Genomic DNA, 24,355 nt, shown 5'->3' with positions numbered 1-24,355 from the left:
TTATCTGGTTGGTTGCCAGAGATTTATTATCTCTTCAAGACTTTTTTAAGACTTTTTTAGCAAGATAAAGTAGTAAAATCCCACCCCCACACAGTATTGTCTATAGGATCAACAGCTCCATTTGACTAACTTCTAATTTAATTCTTAATTTATGTATTTAAAAGTTTTGAATATAATTTTTCGTTACTATTAATATATTAAAGTTTTGCGGTGCATGCTTTCAAGTACAACATTTTGTAACATATACTTTAGCTCTTTCTCTTTTGTGTTCAATAATATCGATTTTGTCATAAAGGACCTCAATGAAAGTTTATTCCAAATACTTATGAATGTCTGCAAAAAATAAATTTCTCTAATGTCATTTTTGGAAGTTTTTAGCTTGTCTTCTTTAGAACTTTTTCTGAATAGTTTTATCTTATTTCTTAATCATTGAACTATGGTTTCTCTAATAAAGATACTTTCTTTAGAGTATTAGGAAGTTGAATTATTTAGCTTCTATTCAATTTATATTAAATTGATTTGTAATTAATTGTGGGATCATTATTTATGTTAACAGTATTAAAATTCCATTTTCATAGATATTTTAGTCATTCCTTTTTTAGACATGATTATCCACATGTTGTTGTGTTTTGTTCACCAGTCTCCTTGCATAGGGATTTATGATTCAAATGTATAAGAATCTGCTTTTTCATATGTATATAATATAACTTCGTTTAATTTTAGTAAAATTACTTTTGGTATGACTAATTTTTATAAAAGTTAGTCATAATATTTATTAATATTATCTAATATGCATTTTATTTTTATATCACTAAAGTAATCATCTAATAGAATACCTGTTTTTGTAAAATGATTTTATCTTTTTCTTATTGAAATAATATTATATTGTAAGTTGGATATTTTATATTTTTGTCTCAAACGATTGTGATCTTTTATTGATTTATAATACCAGTTTATGTAATTTCAATAGAAAAAAATTTTGAATTGATTAATGCTTCTGCTACAAATTCTAATTGGTATTTCTATATTTAATTAGAGTCGTGCTAACCTACAACTGTAGTGGATAAATTTGCGTAAATTATTTTTGTTTGATTTCTTTCATATTTGAATTTTTGTCAAATACTATTTATCTTTAACTAGTTTCACTTTGATAAATATATAGGTATACTTTAAGGTAATTCATCCTTATTTTAAATTATTTAAATACTAATTAGTAATTAGTTTTTGGATCATACTTAGGATTTTTTTTCTAAAATAGATCTAATCTATAGAGTCTAATACATAAGTATGATATGAATGTAGCCCAGGTCGTCATTTTAAACCCCTCCTCAGCCACTAATAATAGTAAACTTGATCTAAGTATTACTGGGTTAATAGCGTAACCGTTCATTTCTCCAAAGATTATTCAAATAGAAATCAATATTGCTCTAATAATAAACGGAAAGAATGGATTTTTATCTACTTCTTTTACAAATTGCTGTACTAATAGACCTAGAGACATCAATAAAATATTATATAATGTTTGGTCAATAAATCCGGGTAAAAACCAGGAATTGCAATAAAGGTAGACTAATGCCTTGAGTGGTTTAAAAGTAGGGTCTACTTTTCTACCATTTAGAAAAATACTATGTGTCATTAGGGTTCTAAAAAAGCTTCAAGCATTTGAGATTTGATGTAATGAAAGAGTATTAAAACTAGAAATCTTCCAGTGACAACTAGTCTAATACTAACTACAGGATTTAAATGGACTTTGTTGATTTTTGAAGCTGTATAAACAACCGAATAATATTGTTCCAATCCCCATCTAAATACTATATCTATATAGCCACTCTTTATTATTTCTCCTACTACAGTAGGACGTTATGGAAATAATACTTGCATAGCTATGGGCCTGTGCAAAGTGTTAGTAGAATAAACATTTCTAAAAATTCTGAAGCAAATTATTTGAAATTTGTATAAATAATGTTTAGCTTCATTATATTTAATGTAAATTTATTTTAAAATTAATTTTCTATAATACATTAATTATTTTTTTTATAATTTATATATCTATTTATTTTGATTTTTATTACTTTCCTCTTTGATTTTATAATATCCATTCTTTCAAGGTTTATTAGATTTGGTACAAAGATATTAATTATTATCTTTATATCTTTGTAATAAGATATTTTGTATTCTGATAATTTTTCTTATTGATATCTTGTTATCCTTATTATTAATAATTGAAGTTTTTTAAAATTTTTAAATTTTTATATTTTTGAATTTCCTATTTGATTTGTTAATTATAATATCTTCTGTATTTGTTTTTTGTAAGTCTTTTGTATTTATATAGAGTTTATCTTCTTGGCCTTTTATTTTGTAAATATATTTAACAGTATCTTATATTTAAAATATTTATCTCTTATTATTTCCTTTTTACTTAGTAGTGTTATGATAAAAATTTCATTATTTTTAATTATTTGATTAATTACATTTTTATAGAATTTCTAATTATCACGCTAGTAAATAGTCTAGTAAATAGTAAGGAAAAAAGGGCCCATTTAAATCGGTTACTACGGTATTGGTATCCATCTAAATATTCTTCTAAATTATAAAAATATTACTTAAGTAATTCTTATGCTGCTAAAATGCTATTTTTATCATTATTAATGTCAATGCCTTTAAACATTAAAGTTTACTGAATTAGTTCTCTTGAAAAATTTAATTATTTTTTAAATTTTATTACTAGTTCTATTAATATAAGTTCTCATGTTTTTGATGGTTTAAATAATTTTGGTTTTTAACTATCATGGATATTGATTTAAATGCGGAGGCAAATTTGGTGATTGTAATTGAGGGTTTAATTGGAGCAGGAAAGACTACGCTTGGAAATGTCTTGTCTTGGGAGCTTAATATTCCTTTTTATAGTGAGTTAAATAATGAATTTACACTATCTATTTTAGATAAATTTTATAATGATAAGTCTAGATGGGCGTTTCCAGTTCAGATTAATTTTTTGAATGAGAGATTTAAACTCATAAAGTCTATTTTTAGAACTAAGAGAGGCATACTTGATAGATCTATTTATGGTGATCGTGTATTTGCTACTCTTTTAAATGAAAGTGGGTATATGTCTGATTACGAATATAGAATATATCTTGATTTACTTGATAATATGCTGGAACATTCTCAGATACCTGAATTGATGATTTATCTTAATTGTAGTGTTGATGAAGCTGAACGACGAATCAAAAATAGAAATAGAAGTTTTGAGACAGGAATTTCTAGAGAATACCTTTATAATCTTAACATTAAGTATTTGAGTTGGTATGATAATTATAGTTTGTCACCTAAATTAATGCTTGATTATGACAATATAAATATTTTTGATGATGATCACAAAAATAAGCTTATTTATTTAATTAAAGATAAACTTGTAATATAATTATTTATACTTATTGTTTTGGTGAGGGGGGAAAGTCTACATTTTGCTGGAGGTTGGCATGAGAAAGTTTATATTATTTTTATTTTTTTCTTTGATTTTTTCGAGTTTGTTTGCAGAGAATAATTCTGTAATTAACGATAAAAAAAAAGAACTTGCTATTTTTTATTATGAAGTAGGTCAGAGATATATTGATGTTGGTAAAGTTAAGAAAGGCGAAAAATTTCAGAAGAAGGCTTTAGAGATTTATCCTAGACTTAAAGAAGAGGTTGACTTTAAAATTGCTATCGAAGAAATTGACTCTAAAATAGATATTGAAGGTATGGGGACTAAATCCATCGCGTTTGAAGATGTTAAGCTTGAAGATATTCCAGGGATAAATCATGATAAAATTGAGATTAATGAACTCACAAATGCTCCTAAGATAGAATACATTGCTGAGAAAGCAAGGGAGAATAATAAGGAACAGGCGGTTAAATTTCAGTTTAACAAATTTGTAAGAGCTCTGTTTTTGCAAAATATTGCCTTAATAAGTTCTTTTATTGCAGATGAAGTTAGAGTTTTTGATAGGTTTGAAGCCAAGGATGTTTTTATTTCAAAATTACAAGGGGCATCAATTAATCTTGATAAAGATGAACTAGATGAATTAAGTTATCTTTCAGTTGATGATTTTTATGACTTAAAATCTTTAAAGATTGTTAGAGATACCGATGTTGCTTACAATGTTCAAGTTAAGGCCAAGAAGAATAATATTACTAAAAACATTCCATTTTGGAGTGGAAATCAGACTTTAAGCTTTCAGAGAAAGGGGGCTAAGTGGGTTCTTGCTTCAATAAAATAAAATCTTAATGTCATTATTACAATCATTATTGTTATCATGTATATAAATAAGTCTCCAATGTGCTCGTAAATTGTTGTAATCTTTGGAGACAATTTGACTTTGAAAGTTAAGTATCCTTCTTTAAATGTTTCTAAACTTTTAATGTTTTTTCCATATTCATTTATTATTGTAGTTATTCCAGAATTTGTTGCTCTAATTGTTTTAATTCCATTTTCTATGCTTCTAAATTTGGCTACTACGAAATGTTGCCATTCTGATGAATTTGTATTTGACCAGGAATCGTTTGAGAAGTTTAACAATAAATTTGCATCTTGTTTTTTATATGCCCTTGCAAGGTCAGTAAATGCATCATCATAACATATTAAAAGAGCTAAGCGGAATTTCTTTAATTTAAATATTTCAAGTTTATTTCCACTAATTTGTCCTGAAATACCAAAATTGTTAATAAAAAATTCTCTTACAAGCTTATAATTGTAAAATGGTATTTTTTCTGCAAATGGAACTAAAAATATTTTAGAGTATATATTTTCTATATTAAGGTTGGGTTTTATTGCATAGACAGAATTTTGATGCGTTCTTAATCTTTGATCTATATTAGAAGGTGAACCAATAATAAAGTGAGATTTGCTTTCTATTATTAATTCATTTATTGAATTATATAATTCAAGTAAATCTAAATTATCATAGATATATTCTTTATAAGAATTAAACGGAAGAGTTAGTACTCCTTCACTCCAGAGTATGAGTTCCGTGTCTGGATTCTCTTTTAAAGCTTCTTTTGTAAGCTTAATGGATCTTTTAATACTTTCTTTATAATTTCCAGGTAGCCAGGGATCAATGTTAATTTGAATTGCTGCAATGCTCAAAGTATCTATTTCTTTGTTTAATATTGGATTTATTTCTATTTTTTTAATTATTCCATAAGTAGAAGATGCAATTATTAGTATTATAGAAAAAAATGTGCTTAATATGTTTACTTTACTTTGTTTTATTAAAATACTTGCAATTCCTGCGTTAAAAAAATAGACAATAAATGATACAAAAAAGACTCCAAAAATGTCAGCTACTTGTATTAAATCATTGAAGTTGCTAATCATAAAAGCTGAAAACCCCCAGGGATATGCTGAGAATCCAATGGATTTAGAGTAATCGTAAATAGTAAAAAGTATAGCTAAAATTAATGCTTTGTTCTTGAAAGTTTTGATGGAATAATATAGTAAATATCCTAACGCAAAAGAGTAAGGTATATACCCTATTATTGCTCCCAGGAATGTTAATATCCCAAAGTATTGAAAAAACGCAAGCCAAAAATTTTGTAGGCTATTGGCTATTAGGAAATAAAAGACTGTAAGGCTAATCAGAGTTTTTTTGTTTTTTGTTTTAATTAATGCAATGAAAAGTGGTATATATGCGAAAAATCCAATAGCTGAATATCCTGTTTCTTTTATTTCGTTTGGAGTTGCTAAAGTTGTAAGAATACTGGAGAATAAGACTAAGTAAATATATTTCTTTTTCATTTTTCCTCTTTTTATTATTTGTAATAAGTATATTACATAGTAAGTCTAGGTGTTAATATGCAGTATTGCATAGTATAATATATAGTATAGTATGCAATACTGCATACTAATGCTAACTGTAAGTAATATTGCTTTTGGGTTAAGAAAAATGGTGTTGTTTTTTAATATAATTATTTTGCTTTTTGGAAATATATTTGTTTTAAATTCTCAGGGTATAGTTACAAATAAAGATGCTCAGGAAGAATTTAGATGGGCTCTTAATTCTTATAATAATGGCCTTTATGATGATGCTTTATTGTCTCTTAAAAAGGTTTTAAGTTTTGATCCAAACAACCTTGATTATCATTTTTGGACGGGTAATGTTTACTATAGACTGGGATATATTGAAGAAGCTTTGATGGAATGGAGAAATTTACAATCTCAGGGATATAAGGTTGCATATCTTAGGCAATTAATATCTATTGTTGAACAAAGAAGGGGTCTATTTTTAGACCACGAACTTGGTGTTGAAAGGCTTATTAGAGTAGCATCCCTTGATAATTCTATATACAAGCGACCGCATGGATATCAGGTTACGTCTTTGAAAGCGGATCAATATGGTGGATATTATGCTGTTAATTTTGTAGGAAATGAGATATTACATTTTGATGTTAATAATAATGTTGATATTTTGATTAAGGATGGTATTAGTTACTTAAAATCACCTTATGATGTAGTTGAACTTGATGGATTACTTTATGTTACTCTTTACTCAAGAGATGAGATTGGCATTTATGATAAAACGATTGGAGTTAAAAAAGGTTCTATTGGAAAGAAAGGGACAGGAATTGGTGAGTTGCTTGCTCCTCAATACATGACTATTGATAATAGAAATTATATTTATGTAAGTGAATGGGGAAATAAACGAATAAGCAAGTTTGATGCTGAAGGTAATTTTATTTTGCATTTTGGTGTTAAAACAGTGGGTTTTATGGGACTTTTGGGTCCTACAGGAGTTACATATTTAAATGGAAATATTTATGTTGCTGATGCACTTAGGGGTTCTATTGAGATTTTTGATACTAGTGGCAATCATTTGTATACTGTTCAGACTTCTATTGAGGGAATAGAAGGGCTTAGTAGTGATTTCAGTGGAAATAATATTATTATATCTTCAAGATATGGTGTTTATAAATATAATGTTTTAGGAAAAACATTTATTAAGCTTTTAAAAGCAGATGATATTGATTCAAAAATTTCGTATTCAGTTATTGATGTCAATAATCAAATTATTGTTTCAGATTTTAATAAGGCAAAAATTTCAATCTATAAAAGTGATGTTAGTATTTATGATAGTTTAAATGTTGATATTAGGCGAGTAATTAGAGATGGCGATTCTAAAATTTATGTTGAACTTAATGTTAGTAGTAGAAATGGATTGCCAGTTGTAGGACTTAAAAGTGAAAATTTTGCAATAGCTAATGAAGCATACTATATTATTAAACCCAAAGTTGCTTATGATGTTAATCTATCTAATGAGATGAATATTTCAATTATATTTGATAAATCTTTGGGTATGAAAAAATATGAAAAAGAACAGATTATGGGTATAAATACCCTCATAAAGAATAAAAAGAATAAGAAATTTAGCTTTGTAAATGCAACAAGTGTACCTTTAATAGACAATATTGAGAGTTTATTAAGTACTATTAACAAGACAAATTCTCTTGGATCTTATGATTCAACTTATGTGAAGACAGACGTTAGCTTGAAGCTTGCAGGCTCTGAGCTTATGTCAAGAAGTTCAAAGAGAGCTGTTCTTTATTTTAATAATGGAACTTTAAGTCGTTCTGCTTTTGATACCTATTCTATAGACACTATTTTAAATTATTATAAAAATAATGATATTAGATTTTATTTAGTATTGTTTGGAAATAGCCCTGTTGATCCTAAGTTGCAATATTTGGTAGATGAAACTGGAGGGGCTGTGATTCCTTTTTCATCTTATGAAGGAGTATCTAAGGTTTATGATTTGATTTTAGGACAGAAGACAGGCACTTATTTACTTGAGCACAACTATCCTGATACACAGGAGCCTAATGGATATTTTAATCTATCGGTTGAAATCAATTTTAATCAGCAGACGGGCAGAGGAGAATTTGCATATTTTGTTAATTAGTTGGGGGTAGGAGGAGTATTTATGTCGCTTAATGCAGGGATAGTGGGAATGCCTAATGTAGGTAAATCTACTTTATTTTCATCTTTAACATCAATGAAGACGGAAATTGCCAGCTATCCTTTTTGTACTATTGAGCCAAACGTGGGCATTGTAGCAATACCTGATGAGAGACTTGAAAAAATTGTAAGTTTGATTTTATCTAAAAAAGCTACATCAGCTGTTATGGAGTTTGTCGATATAGCAGGTCTTGTTAAGGGAGCCTCTATGGGAGAGGGACTAGGCAATAAATTTTTGTCTAATATTAGGGAAGTTTCTATTGTTGTTCATGTTGTTAGATGTTTTGAGGATAGAGACGTTATTCATGTTGATGGAAATGTAAATCCAAGAAGAGATATAGACACAATTAACACAGAGCTTTGCCTTGCAGATCTTGATACTGTAAGAAGAAGTATATTAAAGAATGAAAAAAGTATAAAAGGTACTGATAGGAAGATTAGTGAGAACTCAAAGAGAATTATTTTGATGCTTAAAAAGCTTGAAAAGCATTTAATGGATATTAGACCAGCAGTTGAATTTGTATTTGATGAATTTGAGAATGAATTTATCAAATCTTTAAATCTTTTGACTATTAAAAAAGTTATATATGTTTGTAATGTAGATGAAAATTCTTTTTTTGGCAATAAGTATACAGATGTTGTAAAAGATATTGCGTCAAGGGAAGGTAATGATTATTTAATTTTGTGTGCCAAGATTGAAGCAGAACTTGCTGGAGTTGAGAATTTGGATGAGAGGAAAGAGATTCTTACTTCTTTTGGAATAAAAGATAGCGGACTTAATAGTCTAATAAAGAAAACTTATTATACTTTAGGCCTTAGGACTTATTTTACTGCTGGTATTCATGAAGTTAAAGCTTGGACTTTTATTGATGGAATGAAAGCTCCAGAGGCTGCGGGTATAATACATAGTGATTTCCAGAGAGGGTTCATTAAAGCAGAGGTGTATTCATATGATGATTTGGTTGAATTTCGAAGCGTGCAAAAATTAAAGGAGAATGGGAGATTTAGACTTGAGGGAAAAGATTATTTAGTAAAAGATGGTGATATAATCTTCTTTAGATTTAATGTTTAAATAATAATGTAAATATGAATGAAATATCCTTTTATACAATTAGGTTAATTTTTATTTTTATGTTTAATGTTAGTTTTTCTATATTCTATATTTTTTTGTATAAGGATATATTTGGTATTTTTATATTTTTCTTAATATTAATAAATATTTTTGTAGTAATCTCTTACTTCAGATATTGTTATAATATTGAATTTAGAAATAATAGTATTTTATATAAGAATTTATATTCCAAAATTAATTTTGATTTTAATGATATTTTATGGCTTAAGAAAAGATTATTAGATAATATGTTAATTTTGGGTTTAAGTAATGGCCAAAAAATAAAAATTTGTTTTTTAAGAAAAGATTATTTGGTTGAATTTTTTAGAAAACTTAAATCTATTAGAGAAGATTTGTTCATTGCAAAAATTCAAGAATTTCCACAGAGGTATTATGTATCAGGTATTTATTTAGTAAGTCTTTTATTTAGAATTTTGATTAGTCTTTTTATTTATTATGTTGCATTTAATAATATAATAATATTTCTTTTTATTTTTTTTATTGACATCAAAGTTTTGATAGGTGATATTTTAATCATAAAGAATTTAGTTATTTTTTATGAGTTTAGAGAAACTTCTATTTATGAAAGAAAAATATTTTCTAAAAAAGAATACTTTTATAAATTTTTTAAAAATGTATTTTTAAATAGCACTGATCTTAATGCTAATGATTACTTGTTATCTTTTATTTATTATGATAAGTACAGTGAACAACTTAATAGTGTGTTTATTAATGAAAAAAGAATGTCTTATTCTATGCATAGAGCTTTTGCATATGTTTATAATTATTGCAATAAGGTAACTTGATTTTAGATTGACTATATTTTAATTAGTTGATATATTTATTACCATATTGGCTGTATTAAGGAGTTTGATTTGGGAAATAATCCATCGGCATTAAAGAGGGTGCGGCAAAATTTAAGGAGAAATCTAAGAAATTCAAGTGTTAAGAGTGAATTAAAGACTATAGAAAAGCGTTGTATTAGGATGGCAAGAGAAGGAAAGATAGCAGAAGCTTTAGAATTTTTTAAGTTTGTTTCAAAAAAGTTAGATACTGCTGCTAGGAAAAAAATTATTCATAGAAATAAAGCTGCTCGTAAAAAATCAAATTTGAGTATTTTGCTATTAAAATAAGGAAATGGTTTATGTCTTTTTCAAGAAGACCCAAAATTACTAAGTCGGATATTATCGATTTGATTAATTTAAATATTAAAAATAATAATGAAAAAATAGAGAAAAAATATATAAAACTTGTAGTTGATGCTTTTTTTGAAGAGCTTAAAAATAGTCTTTGTCTTAATAATGTTATAGAATTTAGGTCTTTTGGTACATTTGAAGTGAGGAAAAGGAAGGGGCGTCAGAATGCACGTAATCCTCAGACTGGTGAGTATGTTAGAGTTGAAGATCATCATGTAGCTTATTTCCGTCCGGGTAAAGATTTAAAAGAAAGAGTATGGGGTATAAGGGATAATTAATGTCTCCTGATATTAGAGATGATTATAAGTGGGATTGCAGACTGGATGCAAGCTTAATTTTTAGGGGAAAGTTAAAGTTTGAGGGTGCTTTATATCTTGATTCGTCTTTTGAGGGTGAGATATTTTCAAAGAGTGGAATACTTTTTATAGGTAGAAATAGTAAAGTTATTACAGATGTTATAACTTGCGATACATTGATAATTGAAGGGATTTTAAAGGGAAGTGTGAATGCCAGTAATAAAGTTTATTTAAATAGTGGTTGTAAGATATATGGCGATATTAAGACAAAAAAAATATTTATTAATGATAATATAGTCTTTGATGGTAAGTGTGAAATGATTAAATCTAATGAGAGTATAGATTTGTTTGCTTTTACAGTTTCACAAATAAAAGATACTTTTCAATGAAATTAACTTATACATTTTCTAGTTAGTATAATTGTAAATATTGCTTTTAGATCCCTTCTTAAAAATTTGTCTCATAGAGGAGATTATGGATAGAAAATTTGAGGAATTTGATTTAGAAGATGAAATGAAGCGTTTAAATTCATCTAAAGAATTAAAAAACGAAGATAATTCAAAGAAAAAGGTAGTTAAAGTTGTTGCTAAAAAAGAAGCTTCTAGTTCATCTAAAAAATCTGAAAACGAACGATTGAAGGTAATTAATGGTGTGTCTCCAGATTTTGATTATGATATGTCTAGTCCGGATCTAGAAAATAGTATTAAAACACTTGAACAGAGTAATATTGTTGATTTTTTAGGAGGAAAGGATAGTATAACTATAAATACTCTTTATGATAAACCCATTACTGAGGTTAGAAAAGTTGTTGAAGGACTTGGAACTAATCATACTATTGCAGTAACCATGAAAAAGACAGAGTTGATATTTTTACTTGTTAAGATACTAACTGAGCATAATATTAGTGTTTTATTTACTGGAGTTCTTGATGTTTTAAGTGATGGATATGGATTTTTGCGTACAGCATCTAATTCTTATCTTTCAGGAGGTAACGATGTTTATGTATCGCCTTCTCAGATTAGACTTTTTAATTTAAGGACAGGTGATATTTTATATGGGCAGATTAGATCTCCGAGGGATGGAGAGAGATTTTTTGCTATGATTAAGATTAAGAGTATTAATGATCAAGACCCTACTTTTGCACAAAATAGAATACCTTTTGATAACCTAACGCCTTTGTATCCTAGTTCAAAGTTAGATCTTGAATATGAAAATTGTAACATCTCTACGAGGCTTATTAATCTTTTTGCACCTATTGGAAAGGGGCAGAGAGCTTTAATAGTATCTCCTCCAAAGGCTGGAAAAACTACTTTGCTTCAGAAAATAGCTAATGCAATAACTACTAATTATCCAGGAATTATTTTGATGATTTTACTTATTGATGAGAGGCCTGAAGAGGTGACTGATATGATACGAGGTGTTAGGGGTGAAGTGATTGCATCTAATTTTGATGAGCAAGCCAGCAGGCATGTCCAGGTAGCAGAAATGGTGATTGAGAAGGCAAAAAGACTTGTTGAGAATAAAAAAGATGTTGTTATTCTTTTAGATTCTATTACAAGACTTGCAAGAGCTTACAATCAGACTATGCCGACTTCTGGCAAAATACTTTCTGGAGGGGTTGATTCTAATGCTTTGCATAAGCCAAAGAGATTTTTTGGTTCTGCTAGAAATATTGAAGAGGGTGGAAGCCTTACTATTATTGCTACAGCTTTAGTTGATACTGGAAGTAGAATGGATGAGGTTATTTTTGAAGAGTTTAAGAGCACTGGTAACATGGAGTTAATACTTGATAGAAGCCTGGCAGACAGAAGACTTTTCCCTGCTATTAATATTAAGAAATCGGGAACAAGAAAAGAAGAGTTATTATTGAATGAGGAGGAGCGTTCTAAAATTTTACTTATTAGAAAGATTTTAGGTGGTGTTGATGATTATGAAGGTGTTGAGGCTTTAGTTGAAAAAATGAAAAAAAGTAAAAATAATGAAATTTTTTTAAAGACTATGAGTAATGGCGATTAATAAAATTGACTTTCTTTTTAATTTGAATTAAACTTTAGTTAGTTTAATAGAGAGGCTTTATGAAGAAAAATATACATCCTAGAAGTAATTTGGTAGTTTTTAAAGATGGGTCTAATGGTGCAATGTTTTTGGCTAAGTCTACTTTAACTTCAAAAGAGACAATTAAGTATAGTGATAATAAAGAATATCCATTGATTAATGTCGAAATTACAAGTAAGTCACATCCTTTTTATACAGGTCATCAAAAATTTGTTGATGCGGCAGGTAGGATTGATAAGTTTAACAAAAAGTATAAAAAAGCTTAAAAGCATTAATTTTTATTATTTATTATATTTAATTATTTAATATATTTTCTTTACTTTATATTTTTCCCCAATGAGTTTTTCTAGTTTTTCTTTTTCGTTTTCGTAGGTTTCATTATTGATAAGAGAAGTTATGCTGTTTTTTTGTTTTAGCTGATTTAATACTTCTCCAGATATATTTTTAATGTCTTTTATTGTTATTTTAAAGTAAGAATCTCTAATATCTTGCCTTAGTTCGTCACTAATTTTTAATAGCTTTCTCTTATAACTTTCAAGTATTTCTCTGGATTTTGTTTTTACCTTAGTACTAAGGCCTATTACTCCTACTAAATAAGTATAGAGATCTTCATTTTTGATTTTATTGTTATTGGCCAATTCTTCTAATGATTTTTCAAATACTTGATATGTTTTTACAAAGTTAGGATCTCTATATGATGAAAAAGAAAATATTCCGTTTGTAATAGACGCAAATGCTCCATAGGCTCCGCCTATAACTCTTATTTTTTCCCAGAAAATTCCGCTTTTTAATATATGCGCTAAAAAGTTTATTTTTGGATAGTTTTTATCTTTTATTTTATAACTTAAAAAACTTATGCAGTTGAAATATACTTTTGATGGGATAATAATTATTTCTTTTAGTGGCTCATTTACTGGGTCTATTGTATTTAATGTATTTACATAAATTTTTTCAATTAAACTTTCTTTTAGTATAAATAGTTCGATTTCCAATTTTTTAATCACATCTTTGGCATTTCCTATAATGAGAGATGAAAAATTGTTTTTTAAAATTATTTTGTTTTTTATTTTTTCTAAATTATGAGCTATTTCTTTTAGATAGTCTGTGTCTGTTTTTATTTTTTGCCAAAATTCTCTTCCTGTAATTCCTAGTTGAAGTTCTCTTAAGTATTTGTTTAAGCTTAACTTTGATTCGGATCTTGTTATTGCAAATATATGTCCTTTGGGGATTAAAATTGATTTAAAATCATTTTTAATACTTAATATCACTTCTTTCAACCTGTCGTAATCATGAAAATTTATATTAGTTAAAATTTCTTTAATTAATGTAAATGATTCATTGATTTTGTTGTTAAATGATTTAAAGTTTATGTTAAACAGATTAATAATATTGCCGTTAATATCTTCTTCATAGCTTTCATATATGTTTAATTGCCCGAAAGTATTTTGAATTTTATTATTTAAGTCTATATAGGAATAATTTTTAGTAGATAAATCTTGAATAGCTTTCTTGAATAAAGAGAGAAGTGTAAAATCTTCTTTTTCTAAAAAATCTAATTTAAAAAATAAATATACATTAAAAATATTATTATTGTTTTTTAGTTCAAAGGTATGTAATTTAAGTTCAGGTATTTCATTAAAATCTAAACTTTTATCAACTTCTTTTGGTAAATCCTCTAACTTAAGTATTGGGAGTTTACTAATATCAGATTTAAGATCTTTCTTTTTTTGATAATTCTTAAATTTATTGTAGTCTTTTGTGAATTCTACAAATTTTTTGGGATTTTTCTTGATTTTAATTTCTCTATCCATCAACTTCTTTTCTATTTTTTCTTCCATTTCCATAAGAGTTTCATCGGATGGAATAAAGTTGATTAAAGTATAATGATTATTATTTAGTAGATATTTTTCTATTAAATTCTCAAAGTAAGGTTCTCCTTTTTCTAGTTTGCTCTTAATTTCATCCAAATAACAATTGATTTTTAAAGTATCAGAAGGATACATTCCATGTAACCATCCTTTAAGACTTTTAATCATTAGTGAGATAGCCAATCCTTGTCCTTTTTCTTCTTTTAGACTAAATTCATAACCGAATAGAATACCCTGTATTAATTCTTTTGGAATTTTTGATTTGACAAGATTTGTAAGTTCACTGAAAACCATGTTTCTAAATTCTTCAACTTTTCCTGGAATTACATTTTGCATTCCAAATGAGAATACACATTCCCTTATGTCTGTATTTGTGCCACTAATATCGTCTATCCCGTCGCCAATTTGGCTTTTTAGCATGTTTATAGTGAATTTGCAAGAATCGTCCAGTAGAATTTCTGACAAAATTTCAAGTCCAATATTTTCTTTTATATCTTTAATATCGGCACATAACCAGTTTATTGTGTATACTCCGAGTGTATTTTCATTTTCTTTTGGAATACAATAATTTAATAATTTACCTTGTTTCCATCTTTTTGTTTTGTCTACATTATAAGTAATATTTAATTTTTCTTTTTTATAAGGTCTTATAATATATTTTTCAATAAAATTTAGATTTTTGTCAGTTTCAATATTTCCAAATAAAAATATTTTGCAATTTTCGAGTGTATAGTATTTATTATAAAATGCAATAAACTCTTCATAAGTAAGGTCAATAATATTAACTGGATTACCTCCTGAATCGTATTTATAAGTTCCTTCACAAAATAAGGAATTAATTGAAAATTCATTAATTATAGAATTTTTATTAGAATAAATACCTTTCATTTCATTTAAAACAATTCCAGATAATTTAAAGTTGTTAGGATTAATATTATAACCTTCTTGCATAAAAGCTTCTTTTTTAAGTAATGGATTAAATACAGCATCAGCATATACTTTAAATAAATTAAAATAGTCTTTTTGTAGAGTAGAAGCTGCTGGATATAAAGTTTTATCTGGAAAAGTCATTGCATTTAAAAAAGTGTTTAAGCTTCCTTTCATTAAATAAAGAAAAGGATCTTTTATTCTATATTTGTTTGAACCACAGAAAATTGTGTGTTCTAGAATATGAGCAACTCCAGTATTATTAAAAGGAAGTGTTTTAAATGCAATGCCAAAAGCATTTTCTTTGAATTTGTTACTTTTAAGTTCAAATACTTCTAAGCCACTTTCATGTTTAAAATAACATCCCTCGGCGTCATATTCTTCCAAGTGGATTTTTGAGATTAAGCTAAAAATTTTCTTTCTCTTCATATTTGATTAATTTTATCCTTAATGTATTCTGATATTTCCTCTTCACTAAATTCGAAGATATTATCTGTCTCTTCTGTATCATCTAAATTAAATATATAAGGAGGTAATTTTATAATTATGCTTTTATTTTCAAAATAAATTACTGCTTGCTGTAAATCGAAGATCAAGTCGTTTGATTGTGATTTTTCTTTAATTTTTTGAGTAAAGTAAGGAAATGCTTCCTTTACTTCAAGTATGTCGTCTATGTTGTGTATATAATCTCCATCCTTGCTAATATAATAACTCCTATAATTTGTGATGGATATATCATTTATATCCTGAGTTGCAGATAATATTATTGTATAGATGTTGTATCCATGGTAGATTTCATAATCTAGTTTTAAGCTTGGTTTTTTATAATCTTTTTTAGGAGTAAAAGATATGCTTTCTAGGTTTTTGACAGTTTCATTTGCATAATTTTGAATCTCTTCATTGAATTCTTGAAGACTACTGTTTTCTGTTAAATTATGTACTACTTTGGGGATTCTAATTTGGTACTTAAAGGATTCTGATTCTTTTTCTGCGGAGATTGATGAAATAACTAGTTCATCAGATTCATTATAAATTGAGTTAATATCATTAAAATTAATATTTTTAGGTTTTTTTGTACAACTTATAAAAATCATTAATAAAGATATTAACATGAAATTTTTTTTTACTGTTAATGATTTGACCATAAAGCAATTTTCTCCCTGTAAAGTTAATCTATTATTGTTCTCAAATTATTATATAATAATTCTTATGCTAATTAATATAGATTATTTTAAATTTAAATTGTCTTTTGTTTTAGTTAAATCTATTTTGGGAGTTTCTTAATGCTTGATTTGAAGTTTATAAGAGATAATGTAGATCTTGTTCGTAAAAATATTAAAGATAGAGGTCTTAAACTAGATATTGACATTTTAATTCTTCTTGATGATGAACGCAGAAAGCTTGTTACTAAGATAGGCGAGATGAGTGCTATTAGAAATGAAAATGCCAATTCTATGAAGGGAGAAGTTAATGATTCTATTAGGCAATCTTTAATAGAAAGCGGAAAGGAATTAAAACTAAAAATTACGGCTTTAGAGGAGAAATTAGAGCATATAACATCTAAGCTTTTAATTGAACACAAGAAAATTCCAAATATTTCTGCTCCTGATGTACCTGTTAGTAATAGCGAAGAAGGCAATGTTATAATAAAGTATTCGGGAACTATTCCAGAGTTTGATTTTAAGCCAAAAGATCATATAGAAATTGGAGTTAGCTTGGGTCTTTTTGATTTTGAAAAGGCACGTGAAGTAAGTGGTAATAAGTTTTATTACCTTAAGAATGAGGGTGTTTTTTTGGAGCTTGCTCTGATTAATTTTGCTTTAAATAAACTTAAGCTTAAAGGGTTTGATTTATTTATTACACCCGATGTTGTAAGGGAATTTGTAGTTGATGGGATTGGATTCAATCCTCGTGGCAATGAAAGTAATTTTTATAAAATTGAGAATACAGATAAATATCTTATTGGTACAGCTGAGATTACTCTAGGCGGATATTATTATAATACGATACTTGACCTTAAGTCTCCAATAAAAATGGCAGGTCTCTCTCATTGTTTTAGGAAAGAAGCTGGTGCAGCTGGACAATTTTCTAAGGGTCTTTATAGAGTGCATCAATTTAGTAAGCTTGAAATGTTTTGTTTTTGCAGAAGTGAGGAGTCTGATCGTATTCATAATGAGTTTTTAGCATTAGAAGAGGAAATTTTTAGTGATCTTGAAATTCCATATAGAGTTTTAAATGTTTGCACTTTTGATCTTGGTGCTTCAGCTTACAAAAAGTATGATATTGAGGCTTGGATGCCGGGAAGAGGAGATAAAGGAGAATATGGTGAGGTTACTTCAACTTCAAACTGTACAGATTATCAGTCAAGGAGACTTAAGATTAGATATAAAGATGAAGGCCATAATAAATTTGTGCACATGGTGAATGGGACAGCAATAGCTTCAACAAGAGCTATTATTTCAATACTTGAAAATTTTCAGGATGAAAAAGGAGGTGTTAGAATACCCAAGAATTTGGTTAAATATACGGGTTTTGATTATATATCACCTAAGAATTAGATTGTAGGATATTATCTTTTAAATTTTCAATTGCTTTTAGAAGTATTTCATGATTTTTAAGGGTTTTGGGAAAAGGTGCTGTTAGAGCTTGTCGGAATTTGGCAGCACCTTCTTTTGCAAACATTATTCCCATTATATGTTTTAGTACTGTATTGATTGAAAAATATTCATTGTGTTCTTTAATATATTCTGTCATTTTTGATAATATTACTTTTCTTGTTGGAATTTGTTCTTTTTCTTTTAAGAATTCTCTTGAAGCTTTTGCAATAAAATAAGGATTTTCTGCTGCAGCTCTTCCAATCATGATAGAATCTACGTATGATAAATGTTCTTTTATATGTTTGTTGTTATTAATTCCTCCGTTTGTTTCAATAAATAAGTTTTTATATTCTTGCTTTAGTTTATATACAAATTCGTGTTTAAGACTTGGAATATTTCTGTTATATTTAGGAGAATATCCATTTAGTACTGCTACTCTTGCATGGATAATGAAATTATTTATTTCGAATGATGCAATTTCTCTTACAAATTTTTTGAGTTCTGTATAAGTTTCCTCACTATATTCTCTATCGTTATCCCTTATTCCTATTCTATGTTTGATTGAAACTGGTTTATTTGTATTTTTTTGCATAGCTTTTAGGATTTTTGCTACTTGGGTTGGTGTTTTCATTAGACAGGCTCCATAATTAGCATTTTGTATTCGAGATGATGGACAGCCAATGTTAAGATTATATTCATCAAAATTGAATTTATTTTCAAGAATTTCTATTGCTTTAGCAGCATCATTTTCGCAGTTTGTTGCTATTTGGATTGCAATTGGAGAATCGGTAGGAATTTGCTTTACTATCTTGTTTAAATTGCCTATTATGATTGACTTCGCTAAAATCATGGGAGTGTATAGAGTTACTTTTTTTGAAAATAGCCTTATTAAATATCGAAAATGTTCATCAGTAATATTTACCATTGGTGCTATTGATATTTTTCGTTTTATTAACATTACATAATATGTTAAAATAAATTTCTTAATTTAACAATTTGTTTTGTGAAAGATTTAGGAGGAAAAGTTATAGCAATGCTTAGGGTATTAGTTTTATTATCATCGTTAATATTTTTGTTATCATCATTCATCATATCTAATGGCATAAAAAATGTTGGGACTAAGAATAAGGATTATATCACTGTTAAAGGTTTAAGTGAAAGAGAAGTTATATCAAATTCTTCAAGTTGGAATTTACAGTATGAGTTAGTTGGTAATACTGTAAATGAAATTAATAGATTAAATAATGCGAATTTGATGGCAGTAAGAGAGTTTTTTGTTAGTTATGGATTTAGTGAAAATGATATAAAAATTGCGTCTATGAATTTTAATATTGGAAATTATCAAGGAACTCTTTATAAGTATAGTGCTTATGTGTCTTTAAATGTTTATACTAAAGATATTGATAAGATGGAACAAGCAAGTAATAATATTATTAAGCTTTATAATAAGGGAGTTCTTTTAACTAGTAATATAGGCCCAAATTATTATTTTGATAAAATTAATGATGTTAAGCCTGAGATGTTAGCGGATTCCGTTAAAAATGCTAAATTAGCAGCTTTGGAGTTTGCAAATAATTCAGGTGCTACTTTGGGAAAAATTAAAAATGCAAATCAAGGATACTTTGAATTTCTTCCAGTTGATAGAAGCTTAGGGAATCATGAGCTTTACTCAAAGAAGATATTAAGAGTTGTTACTACAGTTTCTTACTATGTAGATTAAGATATATTAAAGGAAGGATAATGGAATTTTTATATTCTAATAAAGAAAGTGATTTAAAAAAGAGATTTTTTGATTTTTTTTTGAATAATGTTAATCAAGATGATTTTACTAGTATTGGAATTTGTGGCGGACGCAATATTATTTCTTTTCTAAATGTTTTTGAAGAAAATAATTACTCTCTTAGAAAATCTCATTTTTTTTTAGTGGATGAGAGATGTGTTGATTTAAATAGCAATGATAGTAATTTTAAGTGGTTAAGTGAGGGTTTTTTTTCTAGAATGATAAAAAAAAATTTAATCTATAGTTCTAATCTGCATCCATTTATTTACAATGAGTTTGATGAAGTGTCTTCTATTCATAGTTATAATATTGAATTTCATTCTAGATTTACGAGATTAGACATTAGTATTATTTCTGTTGGTGAGGATGGACATATTGCCTCTCTTTTTCCTTCAAAAAAACTTTTGTTTTCTGAGATGGAAGGATATCAGTATGAATATGATGCTCCAAAACTTCCTTATAAAAGGATAAGTTTAACTCCTAAATCTTTGAAGCTATCTAAGTCTTGTGTTCTGCTTTTTATGGGGGATGAAAAGAAAGCTGCTTTAGAAAATTTTTTAAATTCAGAAATATCTTTGAGGGAATGTCCGGCAAAGATTTTTGATGTATTTTCTAGTTTATTAGTTCTTACAAATATTGAGGGGGTCTATGCAGGACCCTAGACTTTCTAAATATCAAAGTGTGAAAAAGTTAGGAGCTATTTCTCTTAATAAGATTGATGAAGGAGATTTAAGTAATAAGGTGACTGGGACTGAAATGCAAGGATCAATACTTAAAACTTGGGTCAATCTTATTAAGAGAGATAGGAGTGTGTTTTTGGAGAGAGAGCAGGCCTCTAGTGTTTCTAGGGGAGGTAGAATTGAAAAGTTAGGGTTTATTCGTAAAGAAAATAAGATTACAAAAATAGCAAAGTATTTTTTAGCTATTGGTCTTGAAAAGGCATCAGAGATTATATCTGAGCTTGATGATGCTCATATAATTTCAATTATTAAGGAAATTGCAGAAATTAAGTATGTTACTCCTGAGGACAAGAAGAAAATTATTAAAGAATTTGAAGAGTTGGTCAGATATGAAACTAAATTTTTAAAGATTGATAATAAATTTACATATGATTTATTAAATAAATCTTTAAGTAAATCAAAAGCAAAAGAGATTTACAAAAAAATTACAGGCGTTGATCCTTTCTTGCCTTTTGATTATTTGTCTGATGTTGAAAATGAACAACTTTGGTTTTTAATTGGGGTTGAAAATGTGAAGACTCTACTCATAATATATAATTACTTATCTAAAGAACAGAAAAAGTATATTTTTTCTATGTTAGATGAACAAGCGAAAAAACAATTTATTAAAGAACTTGCTAAGCCAAGACAATTCAATATGGATATGGTTGAGACTATTTCTAATAGACTTAAAAGTAGGTTTGAAATGCAAGGTAGACTTAAGACTGAAAAACTAGATGGTTCTAAGATATTGGTTGATATTTTGAGTTATATGGATTCTGAAGATGAGAAAAATCTTTTAAAGAGCATTAACATGAAAGCATTTAATCCTATTAAAGATGGTGAGATTAAAGAGAAGATATTTGATATTGATGTAATATTGAGAATTATGGATAATGATATGCATAATATTTTAAGAGAATTTACAGATAAAAATATTGCAATGATTATTAAGGATAAAAATGATGAGATTAGAAATAAGATTCTTTTAAATGTATCAAAGAGGCGTAAAGAAATTATCTTAGAAGAAGAAAATTTTTTAGGAAAACTCAATAAGAATGAGATAAAACAAATGACAACATCCTTTATCAGTTATATTAAAGAGTTGACTTTAAAGGGAGAAATAATAATATATAGAAAGAACGAGGAGTTTGTTTAGTGAAACTTGATGATCTGCGTAGAAAGTATATAGAATTTTTTGAGAGTAAGGGGCATTGTGAAATATCGGGTAAGTCTTTAATACCTGATAATGATTCTACTGTACTTTTTAATACAGCTGGCATGCAACCTCTTGTTTCTTATCTTCTTGGAGAGATGCATCCACTTGGAGATATGTTAGTGGATGTTCAGAAATGTTTGAGGACAGGAGATATTGATAAGGTTGGAGATTTTAGTCATTTAACTTTTTTTGAGATGTTGGGGAATTGGTCTCTTGGTAATTATTTTAAAGAGCTTTCTATAAAATATAGTTTTGAATTTTTGACTTCGTCTAGTTACTTAAATATTTCAAAAGATAAGCTTTATGTTAGTGTTTTTGAGGGAGACGAGAACATTCCTAAGGATACAGAGACAGCTAGTGTATGGGAAAGCCTTGGAATACCTTGTAATAGGATATTTTATCTATCAAGGGAGCATAATTTTTGGGGTCCTGTTGGTAATGTAGGTCCTTGTGGTCCAGATACTGAAATATTTGTTGATACAGGAATAGATAAGTGTTCTAGTAAATGCGATATTACATGTTCTTGTGGTAAATATTTCGAAATTTGGAACAATGTATTTATACAATATAGGAAAGATGAGAATGGATATTATGAAGAACTATCTCGAAAGTGTGTGGATACAGGCATGGGAGTCGAGAGAACTATTACGTTTTTGCAAGGAAAATCTTCAGTTTATGATACAGAGGCTTTTGAACCCATAATAAAAAAAATTGAGCAAGCTTCTGGCAGAATATATGGGCGAAATTTAGCTGATGATAGGGCCATTCGAATAATTGCAGATCATATTAAGGCAAGTTGCTTTATTTTAGCTGATAGTTTTGCAGTTCTTCCTTCTAATGTGGGACAAGGCTATGTTTTAAGAAGAATTATTAGAAGGGCTATTAGATATGCAAAAAAAATTGGTATAGAGTCTCATTTTTTAGCAGATCTTGTTGATTCTGTTGATGGAATTTATAAATCTTTTTATAAAGAATTAACAGAGAAAAAGTGTTTCATTAAGAATGAGCTTCGTAAAGAGGAAGAAAAATTTTTTAAAACCTTGCGTCATGGTGAGCAAGAATTTGTTAAACTGACTCAAAAATTATTATCAAAGGAAATTCCAGGTGAGTTTTCTTTTAAGCTTTATGATACTTATGGGTTCCCTTATGAAATAACAGAAGAACTTGCATCTGAACATGGGTTTAGTGTGGATAAAATAGGATTTGAAGAACATTTTAGAAAGCATCAAGAGATTTCTAAGAAGGGAGGTGATAAAGTTTTTAAAGGAGGGCTTGCTGATTGTACATATGAAACCATTAAGTTACATACAGCTACTCATTTACTGCATAAGTCTCTTAAATTAGTATTGGGTGAACATGTAAGGCAAAAGGGAAGTAATATTACAAAAGAAAGATTGAGATTTGATTTTAGCCATCCTCATAGAATGACAGATGATGAGATAAAAAGGGTTGAGGATATTGTCAACTTACAAATAAAGAATGCATTGTCCGTGGAAAAATCTATAATGAGCTTAGATGATGCTATTGCTAGGGGTGCTATAGCTCTCTTTGGTGAAAAATATGACGATATTGTGAGTGTTTATGAGATAGATGGGTTTTCAATTGAAGTTTGTGGTGGTCCTCATGTTAAGAATACTAGTGAGCTTGGTACTTTTAAAATACAAAAAGAACAAGCTTCTTCTTCTGGAGTAAGAAGAATAAGAGCAGTTTTGCTTTAATTAATAAATGGTAATTAATTTATTGATAATTAATAAAATTTAGGAGGATACTTTATGTTTGAACGTTTTGGGGAATATTTATTGACATTGCATCCTGTTTTTTTAGGGTTTTTAGGTTCTACATTTACTTGGTTTACGACAGCTTTTGGAGCGGCAGCTGTCTTTTTTTTCAGAAGGGTAAATAATAAAATAATGGATGCTATGCTTGGATTTTCAGCAGGTATTATGATTGCTGCTAGTTTTTTCTCACTTATTCAGCCTGCAATAGAGAGAGCTGAAGAGCTTGGCTATACTCCATGGATACCGGCTGTTTTTGGATTCCTTTTGGGGGCTTTTTTTATATATGCTGTTGATGTATTTGTTCCAGATCTTGATAAGCTCACATTTATTGATGAAGATTTAACAAGACATGGTAAAAAAGATTTTTTGCTTTTTACGGCTGTTACTTTGCATAATTTTCCAGAAGGACTTGCTGTTGGTGTTGCTTTTGGAGCTTTGGTTTCTACTCCTGATATACATACTTTGGTTGGAGCTATAATACTTACATTAGGAATTGGTATTCAAAATATGCCAGAAGGTGCAGCTATTTCTTTGCCTTTAAGACGAGGAAATGTTCCTTTATGGAAATGTTTTAATTATGGTCAGATGTCAGGCTTGGTTGAAATTTTGGGGGGGGTTTTAGGAGCTTATGCAGTTTATACTTTTACTAGAATTTTACCATTTGCTTTATCTTTCTCAGCAGGGGCAATGATTTATGTCTCAATTGAGCAATTAATACCTGAGTCTAAAAGAAAGGATATTGATAGTAAGGTACCAACTATATTTGGAATTATTGGGTTTACTTTAATGATGTTTCTTGATGTTTCTTTGGGTTAA

At 28.0% G+C, this 24,355-nt stretch carries 20 protein-coding genes; 16 read left to right on the top strand and 4 right to left on the bottom strand.

Translation table 11 applies throughout. From position 1 onward, the window contains the following. The first annotated feature begins 2,821 nt into the window (after nucleotides 1-2,821). On the top strand, nucleotides 2,822-3,424 hold the full coding sequence (locus F0310_RS01155) for a deoxynucleoside kinase (RefSeq protein WP_182117686.1): 603 nt from the start codon (nucleotides 2,822-2,824) through the stop codon (nucleotides 3,422-3,424). Nucleotides 3,425-3,482: 58 nt separating this feature from the next. Continuing rightward, on the top strand, nucleotides 3,483-4,262 hold the full coding sequence (locus tag F0310_RS01150; RefSeq protein ID WP_182117144.1) for a hypothetical protein: 780 nt from the start codon (nucleotides 3,483-3,485) through the stop codon (nucleotides 4,260-4,262). Here the strand turns inward: F0310_RS01150 and lnt are convergent. Then, complete coding sequence (lnt, locus tag F0310_RS01145) at nucleotides 4,220-5,779, bottom strand: apolipoprotein N-acyltransferase (RefSeq protein WP_182117143.1); 1,560 nt, start codon at nucleotides 5,777-5,779, stop codon at nucleotides 4,220-4,222. The genes F0310_RS01150 and lnt overlap by 43 nt on opposite strands. Before the next feature lie 151 nt (nucleotides 5,780-5,930). Between lnt and F0310_RS01140 the strand changes: the two genes are divergently transcribed. The 8 genes from F0310_RS01140 to F0310_RS01105 all read left to right on the top strand — a co-directional run bounded on the left by F0310_RS01140 (nucleotide 5,931) and on the right by F0310_RS01105 (nucleotide 12,917). Next, complete coding sequence (locus F0310_RS01140; protein ID WP_182117685.1) at nucleotides 5,931-7,937, top strand: tetratricopeptide repeat protein; 2,007 nt, start codon at nucleotides 5,931-5,933, stop codon at nucleotides 7,935-7,937. 21 nt (nucleotides 7,938-7,958) lie between these two features. Next, complete coding sequence (gene ychF, locus F0310_RS01135; protein ID WP_182117142.1) at nucleotides 7,959-9,065, top strand: redox-regulated ATPase YchF; 1,107 nt, start codon at nucleotides 7,959-7,961, stop codon at nucleotides 9,063-9,065. A gap of 59 nt (nucleotides 9,066-9,124) precedes the next feature. Then, nucleotides 9,125-9,910, top strand: a complete 786-nt coding sequence (locus F0310_RS01130) for a hypothetical protein (RefSeq protein ID WP_232535926.1) — start codon at nucleotides 9,125-9,127, stop codon at nucleotides 9,908-9,910. Between the two features lie 69 nt (nucleotides 9,911-9,979). Further along, complete coding sequence (rpsT, locus tag F0310_RS01125) at nucleotides 9,980-10,237, top strand: 30S ribosomal protein S20 (RefSeq protein ID WP_182117140.1); 258 nt, start codon at nucleotides 9,980-9,982, stop codon at nucleotides 10,235-10,237. An 11-nt stretch (nucleotides 10,238-10,248) separates the two neighbouring features. Next, entirely contained in the window at nucleotides 10,249-10,578 is a 330-nt protein-coding gene (locus F0310_RS01120; RefSeq protein WP_182117139.1) for an HU family DNA-binding protein, read from the top strand. Then, nucleotides 10,578-10,985 carry a bactofilin family protein gene (locus tag F0310_RS01115; RefSeq protein WP_182117138.1) on the top strand — a complete coding sequence of 136 codons (408 nt, stop codon included), beginning with the start codon at nucleotides 10,578-10,580 and terminating at the stop codon, nucleotides 10,983-10,985. Before F0310_RS01120 ends, F0310_RS01115 begins: the two co-directional genes overlap by 1 nt. A gap of 85 nt (nucleotides 10,986-11,070) precedes the next feature. After that, nucleotides 11,071-12,612: a transcription termination factor Rho gene (rho, locus tag F0310_RS01110; RefSeq protein WP_182117137.1), complete on the top strand. Its 1,542-nt coding sequence runs from the start codon at nucleotides 11,071-11,073 to the stop codon at nucleotides 12,610-12,612. A 59-nt stretch (nucleotides 12,613-12,671) separates the two neighbouring features. Then, on the top strand, nucleotides 12,672-12,917 hold the full coding sequence (locus tag F0310_RS01105) for a type B 50S ribosomal protein L31 (protein WP_182117136.1): 246 nt from the start codon (nucleotides 12,672-12,674) through the stop codon (nucleotides 12,915-12,917). Between the two features lie 36 nt (nucleotides 12,918-12,953). On the opposite strand, the gene F0310_RS01100 is transcribed toward F0310_RS01105, so the two are convergent. Together F0310_RS01100 and F0310_RS01095 are read right to left on the bottom strand one after the other, a co-directional pair. Further along, nucleotides 12,954-15,875: an insulinase family protein gene (locus F0310_RS01100; RefSeq protein ID WP_182117135.1), complete on the bottom strand. Its 2,922-nt coding sequence runs from the start codon at nucleotides 15,873-15,875 to the stop codon at nucleotides 12,954-12,956. Continuing rightward, nucleotides 15,872-16,591, bottom strand: coding sequence for a hypothetical protein (locus tag F0310_RS01095; protein ID WP_182117134.1), 720 nt, complete (start codon nucleotides 16,589-16,591; stop codon nucleotides 15,872-15,874). The genes F0310_RS01100 and F0310_RS01095 overlap by 4 nt, the downstream gene beginning before the upstream one ends. A 138-nt stretch (nucleotides 16,592-16,729) precedes the next feature. Between F0310_RS01095 and serS the strand changes: the two genes are divergently transcribed. Next, complete coding sequence (serS, locus tag F0310_RS01090) at nucleotides 16,730-18,004, top strand: serine--tRNA ligase (protein WP_182117133.1); 1,275 nt, start codon at nucleotides 16,730-16,732, stop codon at nucleotides 18,002-18,004. Here the strand turns inward: serS and dusA are convergent. Beyond that, nucleotides 17,994-19,001 carry a tRNA dihydrouridine(20/20a) synthase DusA gene (gene dusA / locus F0310_RS01085; protein WP_182117132.1) on the bottom strand — a complete coding sequence of 336 codons (1,008 nt, stop codon included), beginning with the start codon at nucleotides 18,999-19,001 and terminating at the stop codon, nucleotides 17,994-17,996. The genes serS and dusA overlap by 11 nt on opposite strands. Nucleotides 19,002-19,076: 75 nt before the next feature. Between dusA and F0310_RS01080 the strand changes: the two genes are divergently transcribed. From F0310_RS01080 to F0310_RS01060, 5 genes are read left to right on the top strand one after another with little or no spacing between them, the layout of a single operon-like run. Then, entirely contained in the window at nucleotides 19,077-19,763 is a 687-nt protein-coding gene (locus F0310_RS01080) for an SIMPL domain-containing protein (RefSeq protein WP_182117131.1), read from the top strand. Nucleotides 19,764-19,783: 20 nt separating this feature from the next. Next, complete coding sequence (locus tag F0310_RS01075; protein ID WP_182117130.1) at nucleotides 19,784-20,485, top strand: 6-phosphogluconolactonase; 702 nt, start codon at nucleotides 19,784-19,786, stop codon at nucleotides 20,483-20,485. After that, a complete protein-coding gene (locus F0310_RS01070) occupies nucleotides 20,472-21,701 on the top strand; it encodes a flagellar motor switch protein FliG (RefSeq protein ID WP_182117129.1) in 1,230 nt (409 codons plus the stop codon). The genes F0310_RS01075 and F0310_RS01070 overlap by 14 nt, the downstream gene beginning before the upstream one ends. Further along, nucleotides 21,701-23,479, top strand: coding sequence for an alanine--tRNA ligase (locus tag F0310_RS01065; RefSeq protein ID WP_182117128.1), 1,779 nt, complete (start codon nucleotides 21,701-21,703; stop codon nucleotides 23,477-23,479). Before F0310_RS01070 ends, F0310_RS01065 begins: the two co-directional genes overlap by 1 nt. A gap of 54 nt (nucleotides 23,480-23,533) precedes the next feature. After that, complete coding sequence (locus F0310_RS01060; RefSeq protein WP_182117127.1) at nucleotides 23,534-24,355, top strand: ZIP family metal transporter; 822 nt, start codon at nucleotides 23,534-23,536, stop codon at nucleotides 24,353-24,355.

The sequence above is a fragment of the Borrelia sp. A-FGy1 genome (assembly GCF_014084025.1).
In the GTDB taxonomy this organism is placed as follows: Bacteria; Spirochaetota; Spirochaetia; order Borreliales; family Borreliaceae; genus Borrelia.
Note: the sequence above shows the minus strand (reverse complement) of the source record. Positions and strands in the feature narration are given on the sequence as shown.

Excerpts from the sequence above, each read along its gene's own strand:
- F0310_RS01150 (WP_182117144.1), top strand. The coding sequence starts at position 3,483 with ATGAGAAAGTTTATATTATTTTTATTTTTTTCTTTGATTTTTTCGAGT.
- lnt (WP_182117143.1), bottom strand. The coding sequence starts at position 5,779 with ATGAAAAAGAAATATATTTACTTAGTCTTATTCTCCAGTATTCTTACA.
- ychF (WP_182117142.1), top strand. The coding sequence starts at position 7,959 with ATGTCGCTTAATGCAGGGATAGTGGGAATGCCTAATGTAGGTAAATCT.
- F0310_RS01130 (WP_232535926.1), top strand. The coding sequence starts at position 9,125 with ATGTTTAATGTTAGTTTTTCTATATTCTATATTTTTTTGTATAAGGAT.
- F0310_RS01120 (WP_182117139.1), top strand. The coding sequence starts at position 10,249 with ATGTCTTTTTCAAGAAGACCCAAAATTACTAAGTCGGATATTATCGAT.
- F0310_RS01115 (WP_182117138.1), top strand. The coding sequence starts at position 10,578 with ATGTCTCCTGATATTAGAGATGATTATAAGTGGGATTGCAGACTGGAT.
- rho (WP_182117137.1), top strand. The coding sequence starts at position 11,071 with ATGGATAGAAAATTTGAGGAATTTGATTTAGAAGATGAAATGAAGCGT.
- F0310_RS01105 (WP_182117136.1), top strand. The coding sequence starts at position 12,672 with ATGAAGAAAAATATACATCCTAGAAGTAATTTGGTAGTTTTTAAAGAT.
- F0310_RS01100 (WP_182117135.1), bottom strand. The coding sequence starts at position 15,875 with ATGAAGAGAAAGAAAATTTTTAGCTTAATCTCAAAAATCCACTTGGAA.
- F0310_RS01095 (WP_182117134.1), bottom strand. The coding sequence starts at position 16,591 with ATGGTCAAATCATTAACAGTAAAAAAAAATTTCATGTTAATATCTTTA.
- serS (WP_182117133.1), top strand. The coding sequence starts at position 16,730 with ATGCTTGATTTGAAGTTTATAAGAGATAATGTAGATCTTGTTCGTAAA.
- dusA (WP_182117132.1), bottom strand. The coding sequence starts at position 19,001 with ATGTTAATAAAACGAAAAATATCAATAGCACCAATGGTAAATATTACT.
- F0310_RS01080 (WP_182117131.1), top strand. The coding sequence starts at position 19,077 with ATGCTTAGGGTATTAGTTTTATTATCATCGTTAATATTTTTGTTATCA.
- F0310_RS01075 (WP_182117130.1), top strand. The coding sequence starts at position 19,784 with ATGGAATTTTTATATTCTAATAAAGAAAGTGATTTAAAAAAGAGATTT.
- F0310_RS01070 (WP_182117129.1), top strand. The coding sequence starts at position 20,472 with ATGCAGGACCCTAGACTTTCTAAATATCAAAGTGTGAAAAAGTTAGGA.
- F0310_RS01060 (WP_182117127.1), top strand. The coding sequence starts at position 23,534 with ATGTTTGAACGTTTTGGGGAATATTTATTGACATTGCATCCTGTTTTT.